The 15,277-nt window shown below is 65.9% G+C and carries 11 protein-coding genes; 7 read left to right on the top strand and 4 right to left on the bottom strand.

Annotated features, from left to right (window positions below; all coding sequences use genetic code 11):
- Positions 1-23 precede the first annotated feature (23 nt).
- The 6 genes from OOZ63_RS22915 (at position 24) to OOZ63_RS22890 (ending at position 7,159) form a co-directional block, all read left to right on the top strand.
- On the top strand, positions 24-1,151 hold the full coding sequence (locus OOZ63_RS22915; RefSeq protein WP_323055778.1) for a sn-glycerol-3-phosphate ABC transporter ATP-binding protein UgpC: 1,128 nt from the start codon (positions 24-26) through the stop codon (positions 1,149-1,151).
- Positions 1,148-2,323 carry a maltose/maltodextrin ABC transporter substrate-binding protein MalE gene (malE, locus tag OOZ63_RS22910; protein ID WP_266007948.1) on the top strand — a complete coding sequence of 392 codons (1,176 nt, stop codon included), beginning with the start codon at positions 1,148-1,150 and terminating at the stop codon, positions 2,321-2,323. The genes OOZ63_RS22915 and malE overlap by 4 nt, the downstream gene beginning before the upstream one ends.
- 109 nt (positions 2,324-2,432) lie before the next feature.
- A complete protein-coding gene (gene malF / locus OOZ63_RS22905; protein ID WP_266007947.1) occupies positions 2,433-4,022 on the top strand; it encodes a maltose ABC transporter permease MalF in 1,590 nt (529 codons plus the stop codon).
- Between the two features lie 9 nt (positions 4,023-4,031).
- Positions 4,032-4,922, top strand: coding sequence for a maltose ABC transporter permease MalG (gene malG, locus OOZ63_RS22900; RefSeq protein WP_266007946.1), 891 nt, complete (start codon positions 4,032-4,034; stop codon positions 4,920-4,922).
- 6 nt (positions 4,923-4,928) lie between these two features.
- Positions 4,929-5,819: an aldo/keto reductase gene (locus OOZ63_RS22895; protein ID WP_266007945.1), complete on the top strand. Its 891-nt coding sequence runs from the start codon at positions 4,929-4,931 to the stop codon at positions 5,817-5,819.
- Positions 5,820-5,875: 56 nt separating this feature from the next.
- Positions 5,876-7,159 (top strand): sterol desaturase family protein, encoded by a 1,284-nt coding sequence (locus OOZ63_RS22890; protein ID WP_266007944.1) that lies wholly within the window; start codon positions 5,876-5,878, stop codon positions 7,157-7,159.
- Here OOZ63_RS22890 and OOZ63_RS22885 read toward each other — a convergent pair.
- The 3 genes from OOZ63_RS22885 to glk all read right to left on the bottom strand — a co-directional run bounded on the left by OOZ63_RS22885 (position 7,127) and on the right by glk (position 12,013).
- Positions 7,127-7,888: a sugar nucleotide-binding protein gene (locus OOZ63_RS22885; RefSeq protein WP_266007943.1), complete on the bottom strand. Its 762-nt coding sequence runs from the start codon at positions 7,886-7,888 to the stop codon at positions 7,127-7,129. The genes OOZ63_RS22890 and OOZ63_RS22885 overlap by 33 nt on opposite strands.
- 67 nt (positions 7,889-7,955) lie before the next feature.
- Positions 7,956-10,742 (bottom strand): TonB-dependent receptor, encoded by a 2,787-nt coding sequence (locus OOZ63_RS22880; protein ID WP_266007942.1) that lies wholly within the window; start codon positions 10,740-10,742, stop codon positions 7,956-7,958.
- A gap of 302 nt (positions 10,743-11,044) precedes the next feature.
- The gene (glk, locus tag OOZ63_RS22875; protein WP_266007941.1) at positions 11,045-12,013 is read right to left on the bottom strand and encodes a glucokinase; all 969 of its coding nucleotides are present in this window, start codon (positions 12,011-12,013) and stop codon (positions 11,045-11,047) included.
- A 503-nt stretch (positions 12,014-12,516) separates the two neighbouring features.
- Here glk and OOZ63_RS22870 point away from each other — a divergent pair.
- Complete coding sequence (locus tag OOZ63_RS22870; RefSeq protein ID WP_266007940.1) at positions 12,517-14,430, top strand: glucokinase; 1,914 nt, start codon at positions 12,517-12,519, stop codon at positions 14,428-14,430.
- 23 nt (positions 14,431-14,453) lie between these two features.
- Here the strand turns inward: OOZ63_RS22870 and phnX are convergent, their stop codons facing one another.
- Positions 14,454-15,260 (bottom strand): phosphonoacetaldehyde hydrolase, encoded by an 807-nt coding sequence (gene phnX, locus OOZ63_RS22865; RefSeq protein ID WP_266007939.1) that lies wholly within the window; start codon positions 15,258-15,260, stop codon positions 14,454-14,456.
- Positions 15,261-15,277: the final 17 nt, after the last annotated feature.

The following is a 15,277-nucleotide window of genomic DNA, read 5'->3' as shown; positions in this document are numbered from 1 at the left end:
CGGGCCCGGCGCGGAGGTGTTCTGTGGCTGATGTATTGCTGTCCGGCGTGGCCAAGGCTTACGGCCCGACCAAGATCCTGCATGGCATAGACCTGGAGATTCGCGATGGCGAATTCATGGTCTTTGTCGGCCCCTCGGGCTGCGGCAAGTCCACGCTCTTGCGCACCATCGCCGGCCTGGAGGAGATCACCGGCGGCGAGCTGCGCATCGGCGGGGTGCTCGTCAACGATGTGCCGCCGGCCGAGCGCGGCATCGCGATGGTGTTCCAGAGCTATGCGCTGTACCCGCATATGAATCTGTACGACAACATGGCCTTCGGCCTGAAGCTCGCCAAGGTGCCCAAGCACGAGATCGACGGCGCGGTACGCAACGCCGCGAAGATCCTGCATATCGAGCACCTGCTGGACCGTAGACCTAAGGACCTGAGCGGCGGACAGCGCCAGCGCGTCGCGATTGGCCGCGCCATCGTGCGCAAGCCCGAGGTCTTTCTGTTCGACGAACCGCTATCCAATCTCGATGCCGCGCTGCGCGTGCGCATGCGCTACGAGTTCGCCAAGCTGCATGAGGAGCTGAAGACCACCATGGTCTATGTGACACACGACCAGGTGGAAGCGATGACGCTGGCCGACCGTATCGTCGTGCTCTCGGCCGGCAGGATCGAGCAGATCGGCACGCCGCTGGAGCTCTACGAGCATCCGGACAATCTCTTTGTCGCCGGCTTCATCGGCTCACCGAAGATGAATTTTCTTGAGGCGGAACTGCTTCGGGGGAGCAGTTCCGAAGCCCAGATCCGGCTGACGGACGGCAACACGCTGCTGGCCCGCGTCGACGCCTCGCGCGCCCAGCCCGGCGACAAGCTGACGCTGGGCGTACGACCCGAACACATCCGCATCAGCCGCGATGGCGGCGAAAGCAATCTGCTGCACAGCACCGTGGCCTTTGTCGAGTCGCTGGGCGGCACCACCTTTGCGTACTGCCCTTACCCGGGTCTGGAAGAGCCTCTGACCTGCCAGTTCGAGGGCCGCAACGGCAGCGACCGCCTGCGCAGCGGCGATGCGCTGCAGCTGCACCTGCCGCCCGAGGCCCTCTATCTGTTCGACGCGCAAGGCCGCGCGCTGCGCCGCCAGGCCGCGCCGGAGCTGTCGGCATGAAAGCCGCATCACTGCTGCTGGCAGGACTGGTGCTTGCGGGCACGGCCCAGGCCCAAGACCACAAGCTGCTGGTCTGGATCAATGGCGACAAGGCCTATAACGGCTTGCAGAAGGTCGGCAATGCCTTCGAGAAGCTGTCGGGGGTCAAGGTGGTGGTCGAGCATCCGGTCGACGCCACCGACAAATTCCAGCAGGCGGCCGGCGCTGGCAAGGGGCCGGACATCTTCTGCTGGCCGCATGACCGGGTCGGCGAATGGGCCAAGTCGGGCCTGCTGACGCCGCTGCGACCCGGCAAGAAGCTCTATGACGAGGTCGAGGAGACGGCCTGGAAGGCCTTTGCCTACAAGGGCCGGCTCTGGGGCTATCCGATCGCGATCGAGACCACCGGGCTGATCTACAACAAGGCCCTGGTGCCCAAGCCGCCGACCACCTTCGACGAGGTGATCGCGCTGGACAAGCAGCTCAAGGCCCAGGGCAAGCACGCCATCCTGTGGGACTACAACAAGAGCTTCTTCAGCTGGCCGCTGCTGGCCGGCGCCGGCGGCCAGATCTTCGGCCGCGATGCGCAGGGCGACTATGACGCGGCCCAGGTGGGCGTCAACAACGCCGGCGCGCTGGCCGGCGCGCGGATGATCGAGCGGCTGCTGAAAGAGGGCCATATGCCCAAGGGCGCGCGCTACTCGGAGATGGAGACCGGCTTCGCCCGCGGCGAGGTCGCGATGATGATCTCCGGCGCCTGGGCCTGGGACAACGCGCGCAAGGCCAAGATCGATTTCGGCGTCGCGCCGATTCCCGGTGTGCTGCCGGGCAAGCCCTCGAAACCGTTTGTCGGCGTGCTCGGCTGCATGATTGCTGCGCCCAGCAAGCTCAAGGACATCGCCCGCGAGTTCGTCGAGAACCATCTGATGCGGCCCGAGGCGCTGAAGGTGCTGGATGCCGATGTGCCGATCGGCGTGCCGGCCAACAAGGCCTTCTATGCCGAGCTGGCCGCCAACCCCCTGATACGCGCCAGCATGGAGAACGCCCGCCTGGGCGAGCCCATCCCCAACATCCCCGAGGTCGGCCGCTTCTGGACCGCGATGGACGCCGCGCTGGAAGCCATCACCAACGGACTGCAGTCACCGAAGGACGCGCTAGCCGGCGCCTCGGGCCGCATGCTGCTGAACAAATGAAGAATTACCTATCAAGACGCCTGGCCCGGGCCGAGCGCCGGGCCGCTCCCAAGCCGGCCCGCATCCCCTCGGGGGATCGGACGATGTACGCATCGGACGAGGGGCTCACATGACCGCGACCGCCACCCTGCCCTTGGGCGCCTACAGCACGCTGCCGCCGAGCGCGATTGAAAAAACCGCCCGCCTGCTGCGCTGGCCCCTCACTGGCCTGGCCATGCTGGCCGCGCTCTACACGGTCTTCATGATCTATGCCTCGGGCCAGATGGCCTGGGCCGTCGGCGCACTCACCCTGTTCTGCGCTGGCTTTTACGTCTATGTCAGCAGTGCCGGCTTTGCGTACCGCTATCTCTTCCCCGGCATCGCCGGCATGCTGGTCTTCATCGCCTTCCCGCTGGTCTACACGGCCCAAATCGGCTTTACCAACTACTCCTCGGCCCATCTGCTCAGTGAAGAACGGGTGCGCGAGTACCTGCTGGACCAGCACGAGCCTGTTCAGGCCCAGGTGCAGCATTTCAGCCTTCATGCCGAGGGTGCTGGCTACCGGCTGGCGCTGCGCGGCGCTGACGAGGCGGCCGCGCCGCAATGGTTGTCGCCACCACTGGCCCTGGGCCAGACCGAGCCGGGCACCGAGATCGCGATGACCGCCGGTCAAGATCTGGTCCTGGGGCCGGCCCTGTCACTGCGCGAGCTGATCCGGCACCGCGAGGCCTTGATGCAGCTCAGGCTGACACTTCCCGCCAGTACCGGCCTGGACGCGCTGCACTATCTGGGCCTGCGCGAGTTCGGCCCGATCAAGCGGCACTGGCGCGCCAACGCGGATGAGAGTCTGACGCGCGCCGCCGATGGCCAGGTCTTCCGCGCCAACCGCGACACCGGCTATTTCGAGAGCGCCAGCGGCGAGCGCCTGCAGCCGGGCTTCAAGGTGCTGGTCGGCTGGCAGAACTACACGCGCATGGTGGTCGACGCCGAGTTCCGCGGCCCCTTCCTGTCCATCTTCAGCTGGACCGTCGTGTTCTCGCTGGTGACCGTCATCTGCGCCACCGCCATCGGCATGCTGCTGGCCACCGTGCTGAACTGGGAAGACCTGAAGTACCGCGGCACCTACCGCACCCTGCTCTTCCTGCCTTATGCGGTGCCGGGCTTCATCTCCATCCTCGTTTTTAAGGGCCTGTTCAACCAGAACTTCGGCGAGATCAATGCCATCCTCGATGCGCTCTTGGGCATCAAGCCGGCCTGGTTCGCCGACCCGCTGCTGGCCAAGCTGATGCTGGTGATCGTGAATGTCTGGCTGGGCTATCCCTACATCATGATTTTGTGCTCGGGCCTCTTGAAGGCCATCCCGGCCGATCTCTACGAGGCCTCGGCGATTGCCGGCGCCGGCCCGCTGACCAATTTCTTCAAGATCACCGCGCCGCTGGTCATCAAGCCGCTGGCGCCGCTGCTGGTCAGCGCCTTCGCCTTCAACTTCAACAACTTCGTGCTGATCGCGCTGCTGACCGACGGCCGGCCCGACTATCTGTCGACCAAGATCCCGGCCGGCCAGACCGACATCCTGGTGTCCTACACCTACCGCATCGCCTTCAAGGACTCCGGCTCGGATTTCGGCCTGGCGGCCGCGATCTCGACGCTGATCTTCATCCTGGTGGCGGCGATGTCGCTGCTGAACCTGCGCCTGATGCGCAGGACACAAAACTCCTGAGGCACTGATATGGCCATCGTTCGAGGCAAACAAGCCCGCTGGCGCGTCCTCGCGGCGCATGCGCTGCTCTGGGCCTTCCTGGCCCTGACCCTGTTCCCGCTGCTGGCCGTGGTTTCGATCTCGCTGCGCCCCGGCAACTTCGCCACCGGCAGCCTGATCCCGAGCGAGATCAGCTTGGAGCACTGGCAGCTGGCACTGGGCATTCCCTATCAAGCGGCCGATGGCAGCGTGGTGCAGCCGCCCTTCCCGGTGCTGACTTGGCTATGGAACTCGGTCAAGGTCGCAACGCTCTCAGCCTTGCTGATCGTCGCGATCTCGACCACAGCCGCCTATGCCTTCGCGCGTATGAGGTTCCGCTTCCAGACCACCATCCTGAACTCGATGTTGCTCTTGCAGATGTTCCCGCCCGTGCTGGCCCTGGTGGCCATCTATGCGATCTTCGAGGCCATCGGCGGCTACATTCCCGGTCTGGGCATCGAGACCCATGCCGGCCTGGTGCTGGCCTATCTGGGCGGCGTCGCCACCCATATCTGGACCATCAAGGGCTATTTCGAGACCATCCCGGTCGAGATCGAGGAATGCGCCAAGGTCGACGGCGCCAGCCACTGGCAGGCCTTCCGCCTGGTGCTGCTGCCGATGGCCGTGCCCATCCTGATGGTGGTCTTCGTGCTGGCGTTCATAGGCACCATCATCGAGTACCCGGTGGCCTCGGTGCTCTTGCGCGAGGAAGGCAATCTGACCCTGGCCGTCGGCTCCAAATATTATTTGCACGACCAGCGCTTTCTATGGGGCGACTTCGCTGCGGCGGCCGTGCTGTCCGGCCTGCCGATCACGGCGGTCTTCCTAGTGGCCCAGCGCTGGATCGTGTCCGGACTGACCGCCGGCGGCGTCAAAGGTTGAATGACGATGCACTGGCGTGAATTCGGCCGCAGCGGCCTGCGGGTCTCGGCCCTGGGCTTTGGCGCGATGCATATCAACGACCACAGGCTCAGCGAGGACGAGGCCGGCCGCCTGCTCAACGAGGTGCTCGATCTGGGCATCAATCTGATCGACACCGCGCGCGGCTACGGCCTGTCCGAGGCCCGCATCGGCCGCCATCTGGCGCACCGGCGGGCAAACTTCGTGCTGTCCACCAAGGTCGGCTATGGCGTCGACGGCGTGCTGGACTGGACTTACGACTGCATCGTCGCCGGCGTCGAGCGCGCGCTGGGCCTGATGCGCTGCGAGATGATCGACATCGTGCATCTGCACTCCTGCCCGCTGCCGCTGCTGCAGCAAGGCGAGGTGATACGCGCGCTGGACGATTGCCGGCGCGCCGGCAAACTCCGCGTGGCGGCCTATTCGGGCGACAACGCCGAGCTGGATTTCGCGTTGGGCTGCGAGCTCTTCGGCGCCGTGCAGACCTCGATCAGCGTCTGCGACCAGGTCAATCTGGACCAGCGCCTGCCGCTGGCACAGGCTCGCGGCCTGGGCGTGATTGCCAAGCGCCCGGTGGCTGGCGCTGTCTGGCGCCATGCGCAGCGACCCGATGACTTTGCCGAGGGCCAGTACTGGGACCGTTGGCAGGCCATGGGGCTGCCGCAGGAGCTGCCTGAGGACACGGACTGGTTGGGCCTGGCGCTGCGCTTTGCCGCCCACGCGCCAGGCGTCGCCAGCGCCATCGTCGGCACCAGCAAGCTCGCCCACTTCAAGCAGAACCTGGCGGCCGTTGCCCAAGGCCCGCTGTCGGCCGAGCAGCAGGCCTTGCTGCGCGAGCGCTTCAGCCAGCACCAGCAGGGATGGGCGGGCTTGATCTGAGACAGCCGGGTTTGCACCGCCCCCTGGGCCCCGAGCACCGGGCCTAGACTTCGGCCATGCTCAATCCCATCGTCTACGCCGTCCCGGTCTTTGTGTTGCTGATGGCGGCCGAGTTCCTGTGGAGCCGCCGCTGCGGCGAGGTCGTCTACCGCGCCGCCGACACGGTCGCCAGCCTGGCGGCCGGCATCACCAGCCAGCTGGCGGGCGTGTTCACCAAGCTGATGACGGTGGGCCTCTACACCCTGGTCTGGCAGCATGCGGCGCTGACCGAGTGGCCGCTGGACGCCGTCTGGGCTTGGGTGCTGGCCCTCTTGCTCTACGATTTCCTGTACTACTGGAACCATAGACTCGGCCACGAGGTTGCGCTCCTGTGGGCCGCCCATGTGGTGCACCACAGCAGCGAGGAATACAACCTCAGCACCGCATTGCGCCAGACCAGCACCGGGTTCTTGTTCAGCTGGATCTTCTATCTGCCGATGGCGCTGCTGGGCGTGCCGCCGCTGATGTTTGTCGTCGTCGGCCTGATCGATCTGCTCTACCAGTTCTGGGTCCACACCCGCCTGGTCGGCAAGCTGGGCTGGTTCGACCGGGTCTTCGTTTCCCCGTCCAACCACCGCGTCCACCATGGCCAGAACAACTACTGCCTGGACCGCAACTACGGCGGCATCCTGATCCTGTGGGACCGGCTGTTCGGCACCTTTGTCGAGGAGCGCGAGGGCGAGCCCATCGTCTACGGTGTGCTGGGGCCGCTGCGCAGCTGGAGCGTCTGGCAGGCCAATACCCGCAACTATGCCGAGCTGTGGCGCGATGCGCGGCTGGCTGACAACTGGCGCGACAAGCTGACCATCTGGTTTCGGCGCCCCGCCTGGCGACCAGCCGCCGCCGAGCGGCTGGCGCCCAAGCCCAAGCCAGATCTGGCGCGCTTTGTCCGCTATGCACCGCCGCTGCCGCCGGGCCTGCCGCTGTACGGCCTGCTGCAGCTGGCGCTGCTGTTGCTGCTGGCTGTGTACTTCCTGGCGGTGGAGCCGCGCCTAAGCCTGCAGCTCGGCCTGGCCGCGGCGGTCGGTCTGGTGCTGAGCCTGGTGCTGCTGGCCCGGTTGCTGGAAGACCCGGCGGCGGCGGTCGGTGGCGAACGGCTGCGCCTTCTGTCGCTGGGCGGCGTGGCCGGCGCCCATCTCTGGCAGGGTCAGGTCTTGCTGGCGCCGGGCACCGCGCTGTGGGCGCTGAGCCTGCTGGCCGCGCTGGCCGGCCTGGCCCTGCTGCCCCGGCTGCTGCGTGCGACAGCAACAAAGCCTTCAGCTGGCGATTCAGGCAGAGAGGAGCTCGGGCAGCCGCTCTGACAAGCCCGGCATCCGCCGCTGGCCGCCGGCCAGACGCTGGTCGTGGCGATAGTCCTGATGCACCTCGATGCGCCAATCGGCGCGCCCGAAGCGCGCCCGCAGGGCGGCGGCGACGCGATCGAAACCATGGGCCTCGTCGGCATTGCTGTCCAGATGCACGACGCCCGGCTCGGGCCGCAGCAGCAGGCCCATCAGCGCGGCGGCCGTGTCGTCCATGAAGGAACAGGCCGGCCGCCAGGCGGCACTGGCCGAGACCCGGCCCTCGCGACGCTGCCAGTCGTCCAGCGCCATCAGCATATTGTTGCCGGGGCGCTCGGCATCGATCTGCCAGCCGATGCGGGCCACCGTGGCCTCGGTGCAGGCGGCCCGCACCGCGTCCTCGCTGGCAATCTTGTAGCGGCCGTAGACATCCAGCGCCGTGCGCTGGTCCTGCGGGCCATGCGGGCCGTCGGGCTCGTGATGGAACACCATCGCGGTACTGGTGAAGAGCATGGGCAGGCCCCGCGCGGCCGCATGGGCGGCCAGCCGGCCGGCCCAGTCAGCGCTGCCCATCGCCAGATGGGCGATGGCGTCGAGGCGCTGCGCCGCCAGCCAGGCCGAGGCCGCCGCCGCATCCTCGGGATCGACCTGTTCGCGGTCCCAGCCGAGCAGCTCGTGGCCAGCCTCGCGCAGCTGCCGGGCCAGCACCGGCGCCAGCGTGCCCCTCAATCCGGTGATCAGACAGCGCATATCGGACTCCTGCAAACAAAGAAAAAGCCCCGGAGAGCGTCCGGGGCCGGGAGGCTGCGAGCGCCGATCAGAACTTGTAGTTCGCGCCGACCAGATAGGTACGGCCCCACTTCATGTACTCCAGCGGACGGTCCTTGCTGGCGGCGTAGGTGCGGTAGGCGTCGTCGCCCAGGTTGTTGACCTGGAACAGCAGGCCCAGGCCCTTGAACGCGCCCTGGTTGAAGTTGTAGCCCAGCTGCAGGTCGACGATGCTCTCGCCCACCACATAGCGCAGCGTGCGGCTGCCGTTGAAGTTGCCGATCTCGCCGATGAAGTCGGAACGCTTGCGCTGGCTGATGCGGGCCTCGAAACCGTCGCGCTCGTAGTAGGCGGTCAGGTTGTAGACGCGCTTGGACAGGCCCGGCAGGCTGATCGGATCATTGCCCACGCTCTTGACGACATCGGGGTCAATGTCCTTGATACGGATATTGCTGCTGGTGAAGCTGGCGCTGGCGACCAGACCGAAGCCATTGAGCATAGGGCTGACCAGGTTCAGCGGCAGCGAGGCCGACAGCTCCACGCCCTTGAGCTTGCCGCCGCTGCCGTTGAACGGCGCGGTGTAGGTGCCAGTATCCAGAGCCGGCGGGCATGCCTGGTTGCCGGCGCCGCAGTTGGTCGGCGGCAAGTAGCCGGCGACGAACTTCGAGAAGTCGTAGTTGTCGCGCCCCTGGGTGTAGATATAGCTGCGCAGATCCTTGTAGAAACCGGCAGCCGCCACATAGGCTTTGGAGCCGAAGTACTTCTCGTAGGACACGTCCAGCGCATTGGCACGCCAGGGGTCGAGCTGCGAGTTGCCGCCGCTGGCGCCGGGCTTGCCATTGGCCTTGTCGATGCCGAAGTCCAGCGCCGAGCGCAGTTGGTCGACACGCGGCCGTGCCATCTGGCGGGCCAGCGCGAAACGCAGGGTCTGGTCATTGCCCAGCGAGAAAGCCAGGTTCAGGCTGGGCAGGAAGTCGGTCACGGTCTTGCCCTCGGTGACCGGCTTGACCTGACTGCCGACCGGCGCGGTGCCGTCGAAGTAGTTGGCCGTCGACTGCTGCTCGACACGCACCATCTGCAGACCGAAGTTGCCGCGCACCGGCAGGCCGAACATCGTGCTGTCGACATTGGCGCGGGCAAAGGCGGTCGTGGTCTTCTCCTCCACATCCCAGGCCTTGGCGATCAGATAGCCTTCGGTGTCGGTCGGGTTGAAGGTCATGTAGCGACCGACCGCGCCGGGCACATTCCAGGCCGGGATCATGCCCAGACCGGCAAAGCCGAGATCGACCGGGCGGTATTGCAGATCGGCCGCCACCGTGGTGTCGCCCTGCGCGCCTACATTGATGTTGCCCTCGGGCTGGCGCTTCTTCTTGGAGCGGTCGGCGTAGTTCAGGCCCACGTCAATATCAGCCACCAAGCCCGACAACATCGTCGGCGCCGGGAAATTTCCGGTCAGCTTGAAACCGCTGAGCTCATCCTCGACGCGCGGCACCTTGCCGTAGCCGGAGCCGTAGATCGTGCCGCGCAGGAACAACTTGGCCGGATCCGAGTAGTCCAACTGCGGCACCATGGTCGAGAAGTTCGAGCTCGCGAAGTTCAGCTTGATCGTGTCGAAGGGCACGCCGCCGACCGGGCTCAGCTGAGCATTGTTCTCAAGGCTCAGTTCGTCGCGCTTGGCCTTGGAGTAGTTGAGGTCAGCTACCACGCTGATGCCGTTGTCGAACTGGAACTTGTTGTTCCAGCCCAGCGCCGAGATCTTGTCATCACGCTTGTTGTACATGCCCCGCACCAGCGGGTAGACATTGGTGATGGTGCCGCCGGTATGGGTGCCGTTGCCGTTGACGCTCGCATCGGTCCAGGTGCAGGCCGGGTTGCAGGGGAAATTGCCGTTGTACTGCAGGTTCAGCTCGAACTGGTTGGCCGTGTCCTCCTGCTTGGCCTTCGCGGCAAAGGCGTCGACGACGCTGGTCCAGTTCTTGGACGGTCGGAACTCCACCGTGGCCATCACGCCGTCACGCGTGGTCTTGCCGGTGCGGCGCAGCGCCTTGATGCCGTCCATCACATAGCTGCCAGCGGCCACACCAGGACGGCTTTCGACCTTCCAGGGCTCGTACAGGCCGACCTGCTCTTCCTGCACAGGGGTTTCCTGGTGCGCGTAGCCGATGGCCACGCCGATGGTCTTATCGGCGAACTGGTCGATATAGCTGGCACTGAAGCGGTTGCCGGTTGCCTTGGCATTGGCCGCAGCCCCCAAGGAGCTGCGCTGGCCCCGGGCGTTCAGCGCGACAACTCGGCTGCCAAAGTTCAGCGGACGCACCGTCTGCATGTCCAGCGTGCCCGACAGCCCTTGGCCGACAAGACCGGCATCGGGCGTCTTATAGACCGTCACGCCGCTGAGCAACTCGGACGGGTATTGATCGAACTCGACGCTGCGGTTGTCGCCCGTGCTGACGAGCTCGCGGCCATTGAGCAAGGTGGTGGCGAAGTCGGGCGACAGGCCGCGCACACTGATCACCTGAGCGCGACCGGCCACGCGCTGGGCCGACAGACCCGGCAGGCGGGCGATCGACTCGGCGATGCTGCTGTCGGGCAGCTTGCCGATGTCCTCGGCCGAGACCGATTCGACAATGGAGTCCGAGTTCTTCTTGACCGAGATCGCAGCCTCGATGCCGCGGCGGATGCCGGTCACCGTGACGGTGTCCAAGGTGGTCTGGGCGGCCTGCTGGGCCTGCGCCACCGTGGCCACCATCAGCAGCACGGTGCAGGCACCGGCTACCGGACTGAGTCTCCACAAAGCGCCGGGCGTGGCGCCGGCTTGGTTCATAGCATTCGTCATCTTTGTCTCCTAAACGATGTCATCGACGCAACACAAACAGTGGGCCGCCCACCCAGGCCTGCCCGGATTCCATGCACTTTTTCTTCTTGTTCCGGAATCTCGCTACAGCCACATTTGTACCAAAACTAGATATTTCACAACACAGCCGAAAACCCTTAATGAAACTGGAGCTTTGGCGGAATACCCATGAAACCACCAAGCAATAGGATGTTGCAATGCGGCCTTCGCGGGCGCTGATCGCCATCAATGTAGTACAACTACATTGCAAAAACGCAACACCTGTCACCAAGAACAAAGATCTCTTAGGCCTGCTCGATCGCCAGCGCCGCCCCACCCAACGCAGCCAGCGTGTCGGTAATCAGGGCCGTCGGAATGCCCTCCAGATAGGGGCGAAAGCGCCCCTTGGACTCGAAGCGCTCCCTGAAGCGAGAGGCGAAGAAGCACTCACCCAGGCGAGGCACGATGCCGCCGCCGATATAGACACCACCGCGCGCACCCAGGGTCAGCGCCACATTGCCGGCAAAGCTACCCAGCAGGGCACAGAAGGCTTCGAGCGTGCGGGAACTGAGCACATCAGTACCGTCGACCCCCGCCTCGACAATCGCCTCGGTGCTCTGCGGCACCGACACCGGCTGACCCAACACCGCCGCCACCGCCCCGTACAACACTGGTAAACCGATGCCGGACAGCAGCCGCTCGGCGGACACATGAGCATGGTCGCGCCGCACCCGCGCCAGCAACTCGCTCTCGAACTCATCGGCCGGCGCCAGGGTCGCATGCCCACCCTCACCAGGCAGCGCCAGCCAGCCCTGCGCGGTCTGCACCACCCCAGCCACACCCAGACCAGTCCCAGGACCAATGACGGCCAAAGTACCACTCGGCCGCAGCAGAACCCCGCCATGCGCACGCAGCTGCGCCGCCCCCAGGCGCGGCAGCGACAGCGCCAGCGCCTCGAAGTCATTGAGCATCAGCAAGACATCCAGACCCAAAGCAGCCTGCACCGCAGCGCGCGAGAAGCTCCAGTGACTGTTGGTCAACTCCACCCGATCTCCAGCCACCGCAGTGGCAACCGCAAAGGCAGCCCGCCGTGGCGCCTGATAGGCCACACCCAGATCACGCTGAAGGCCGATCAGATAAGCCCGCGCCGCCTCAGCCGGGCCGACATGGGCCGGCACCGGCAGCGTACGCACATGCGTCACCACCGAACCACCACACGCCACCCAACCAAAGCGCGCATTAGTACCGCCGATGTCAGCAACCAGATAGGGCATGGCCGCCGTCATGAGCGCACCCCCAGCACGACAGGAGACATGGACGAGCACGACAGGAAAGGCCGCAGGAGGGGCTGCAAAGAATCAGGGAGTTGGCAATGCACGATGGTCTCAGGCTTGCTGGCCACCACCCACCCGTCTCAAACCAGGAGGAAGGCCGCCAATGCTGGTTGGTTCTACCGATTTGTAAGGTAACAAAACTACATTCACATCACAAGAGCAAGAACCCATAAATCCACGTTACCCATTGAAAACTGAGAACATTAACGCCGCGACTCATACATTCATCGTAGAAGTGCCAGCCAAATCTTGTAACTGCGCTACAAATGCGCAAGCAAAGCTGCTTCTGACATAGCCGCGGCGCGGGCGCCGCGGTGCGCGCTTTGCCGGGGGTGGGATGGGCGCCAACGGCCCCATAATCGCGCGCACCCGCCCCGTGCATCCGGACACGCAGGCGACCGGATTCAGCCGCCCTTCCCATTACCTCCTCCCCGCCTATTGCCATGGTTCCCTTCGACAGTCCCCGGCTGATCGCCGACATCGGTGGCACCTATGCCCGCTTCGCGCTGGAAACTGCCCAGGGCCAGTTCGAGCACATCGCCTCGCTGCGCTGCGCAGACCATGCCGACTTCCATGCCGCCGTCAGCGCCTATCTGGTGGCATTGCCGGCGGTGAAGATCGAGCACGCGGGCGTTGCGATCGCCAACCCGGTCGAGGGCGACCTGGTCAGGATGACCAACTACCACTGGCAGTTCTCGATCGAGGAAATGCGCCAGCGCCTGGGGCTGGACACCCTGGTCGTCGTCAACGACTTCACCGCGCTGGCTATGGCCCTGCCGCGCCTGTCGGGCCGCGACGTGCGCCAGATCGGCGGCGGCGAGGCCAATAAGCAGAGCGTCGTCGGCCTCCTCGGCTCGGGCTCGGGCCTGGGGGTCTCGGGCCTGATTCCGGCTGGCGAGGGCTGGGTGGCGCTTGGCACCGAGGGCGGCCATGTCAGCTTCGCGCCGCGCAACGAGCGCGAGATCGCGCTGCTGCGCTTCGCCTGGCAGGAGTTCGAGCATGTGTCCTTCGAGCGCCTGCTGTCGGGCCCGGGCCTGGCGCTGATGTACCGCGCGATGGCCGACTATGGGGGCCGCCCGGCCGAGGACCTGCAGGCGCCCGAGATCACCCAGCGGGCGCTGGACGCCAGCGACCCGGTCTGCGTCGAAACGCTGGAGCTGTTCTGCGCGCTGCTGGGCACGGCCGCGGCCAATCTGGCGGTGACGCTGGGTGCTTTGGGCGGCATCTACATCGGCGGCGGCATCGTGCCCCGACTGGGCGAGTATTTCGACCGCTCGTCCTTCCGCCAGCGCTTCGAAGACAAGGGCCGCTTCTCGGCCTATGTGGCTGCGATCCCGACCTATGTCATCACCGCCGAGCACGCCACCTTCATCGGCGCCTCGGCGATACTGGACGCGCAGTTGCGCACGCTGAAGACCGCGCCGGGAGCGGCCATCCTGAACCAGATCCGGCGCGCTCGCGAGCAGCTCTCACCGGCCGAGTTGCGCGTTGCCGAGCATGTGCTGGCCCATCCGCGCGACGCACTGAACGCGCCGATCGCCGAGATCGCCCGCGCCGCCAATGTCAGCCAGCCAACGGTAATCCGCTTCTGCCGCTCGCTGGGCTGCGAGGGCCTGTCCGACTTCAAGTTGCGCCTGGCCTCGGGCCTGACTGGCACGGTGCCTGTGACCCATACCCAGGTCACCCATGACGATTCAATGGTGGAACTCGGGGCCAAGGTGCTGGGCAATACTGCCTCGGCCATCCTACAGGTGCGCAGCGCGCTGAACCGCGAGATGATTGATCGTGCGATCGAGTTGCTGCTGCGCGCGGATCGCATCGAGTTCTATGCCGTCGGGCATTACGGCGTCGTAGCCCAGGACGCGCAGTTCAAGTTCCTGCGCTTCGGTGTGCCCAGCAGCGCCTACACCGATCCGCGCCTGCAGTCGCTGGCCGCCAATGTGCTGGGGCCTCGCGATGTGGCCGTCATCATCAGCGCCAGCGGCAAGCTGCCGGAGCTCACGGCGGTGGCCGACAAGGCGCGCGAACGCGGCGCCGCCGTGGTCGCGATCACTGCCAGCCAGTCACCGCTGGCCCGCAAGGCCGACGCGACCCTGATCGTCGACCATGTCGAGGATGTCTCCACCCATCTGCCCATGGTCAGCCGCATTCTGCATCTGCTGGTCATCGACATCCTGGCAGTCGGCGTTGCGATGCGCCGCAACCCCGAGGGACTGGGCCAGCTGCCAGGCAAGGCGCGCGAGGAGCTGGACGAGGATGTGCTCAGCACTACCCCACCCAAGCGCGGCGCCAGCGCGGCCGCACCGGGTGTCAGCCTGGCCACGCCGCTGGCCCGGCTAACGTCACACAGCCGCTGAGCGGCTGTGTTCACCAACGCCTCTCAGTCGGGCAGCTCGCCAGCCGCAAGCCGGCGCTCGATATCTGCGATGACCGGGGCTAGCTGGGCCACACTGTCGATCACATAGTGGGCCCCGCCGGCGCGCAGCTCGGCGGTAGCCCGCTCGCGCAGCCGCTGCTGCTCTTGCTCTGGCAGGGCCAGCCACTGCGCCTCGCTCAGGCCCAGGGTGTTGCCACTGACTGCCAGGCCCACCACCCAGGCGCCGATCGCGCGGCCCTCCAGCAAGCCCGGCACCGTATCGTCCACCTTAACAACCGCGGCCGGCGGCCAGACCTGCAGGTCCGAAAGCGTCCGCACCATCATCAAGGGGCCAGGTCTTGCGCCGTCCATGTCGCCAGCGCAAACCAGGTTGTCGGGCACATAGCCCTGGGCCGCGGCCAGCGGCAGCACCACCTCCATGATGGGGCGGTTGTAGCCGGTGGTCGAGCCTATCTTCAGGCCGCGCTCGCGCAGGGCCTGCACCATCTCCAGCGCGCCGGGTATCAGCGCCGCATGGTTGCGCACACTCTGCGCATTCATCGGCGTGAATTCCTCGTACAGCGCGTCGCAGTCGGCGTCGCGGAACGGTCGGCCATGCTGGCGCAACCACTCGGCCGAGATCCGCGGCGCCATGCCCAGCGCATGGATGTGGTCCCACTTGGCCAGGCCCATAGGCACCCGGGCCTCGTCAATGCTGATCGCAACGCCATGGCGGGCAAACAGCTCCACAAAGGCGCCCATCGGCGCAAGGCTGCCATGGTCGATGATGGTGCCAGCCCAGTCGAACACCAGAGCTTGAAGTTGAGTCATCGCAAATCCTTGTCTGT

Source organism: Paucibacter sp. PLA-PC-4 (assembly GCF_026241155.1).
Taxonomy (GTDB): Bacteria; Pseudomonadota; Gammaproteobacteria; order Burkholderiales; family Burkholderiaceae_C; genus Roseateles_E.
Note: the sequence above shows the minus strand (reverse complement) of the source record. Positions and strands in the feature narration are given on the sequence as shown.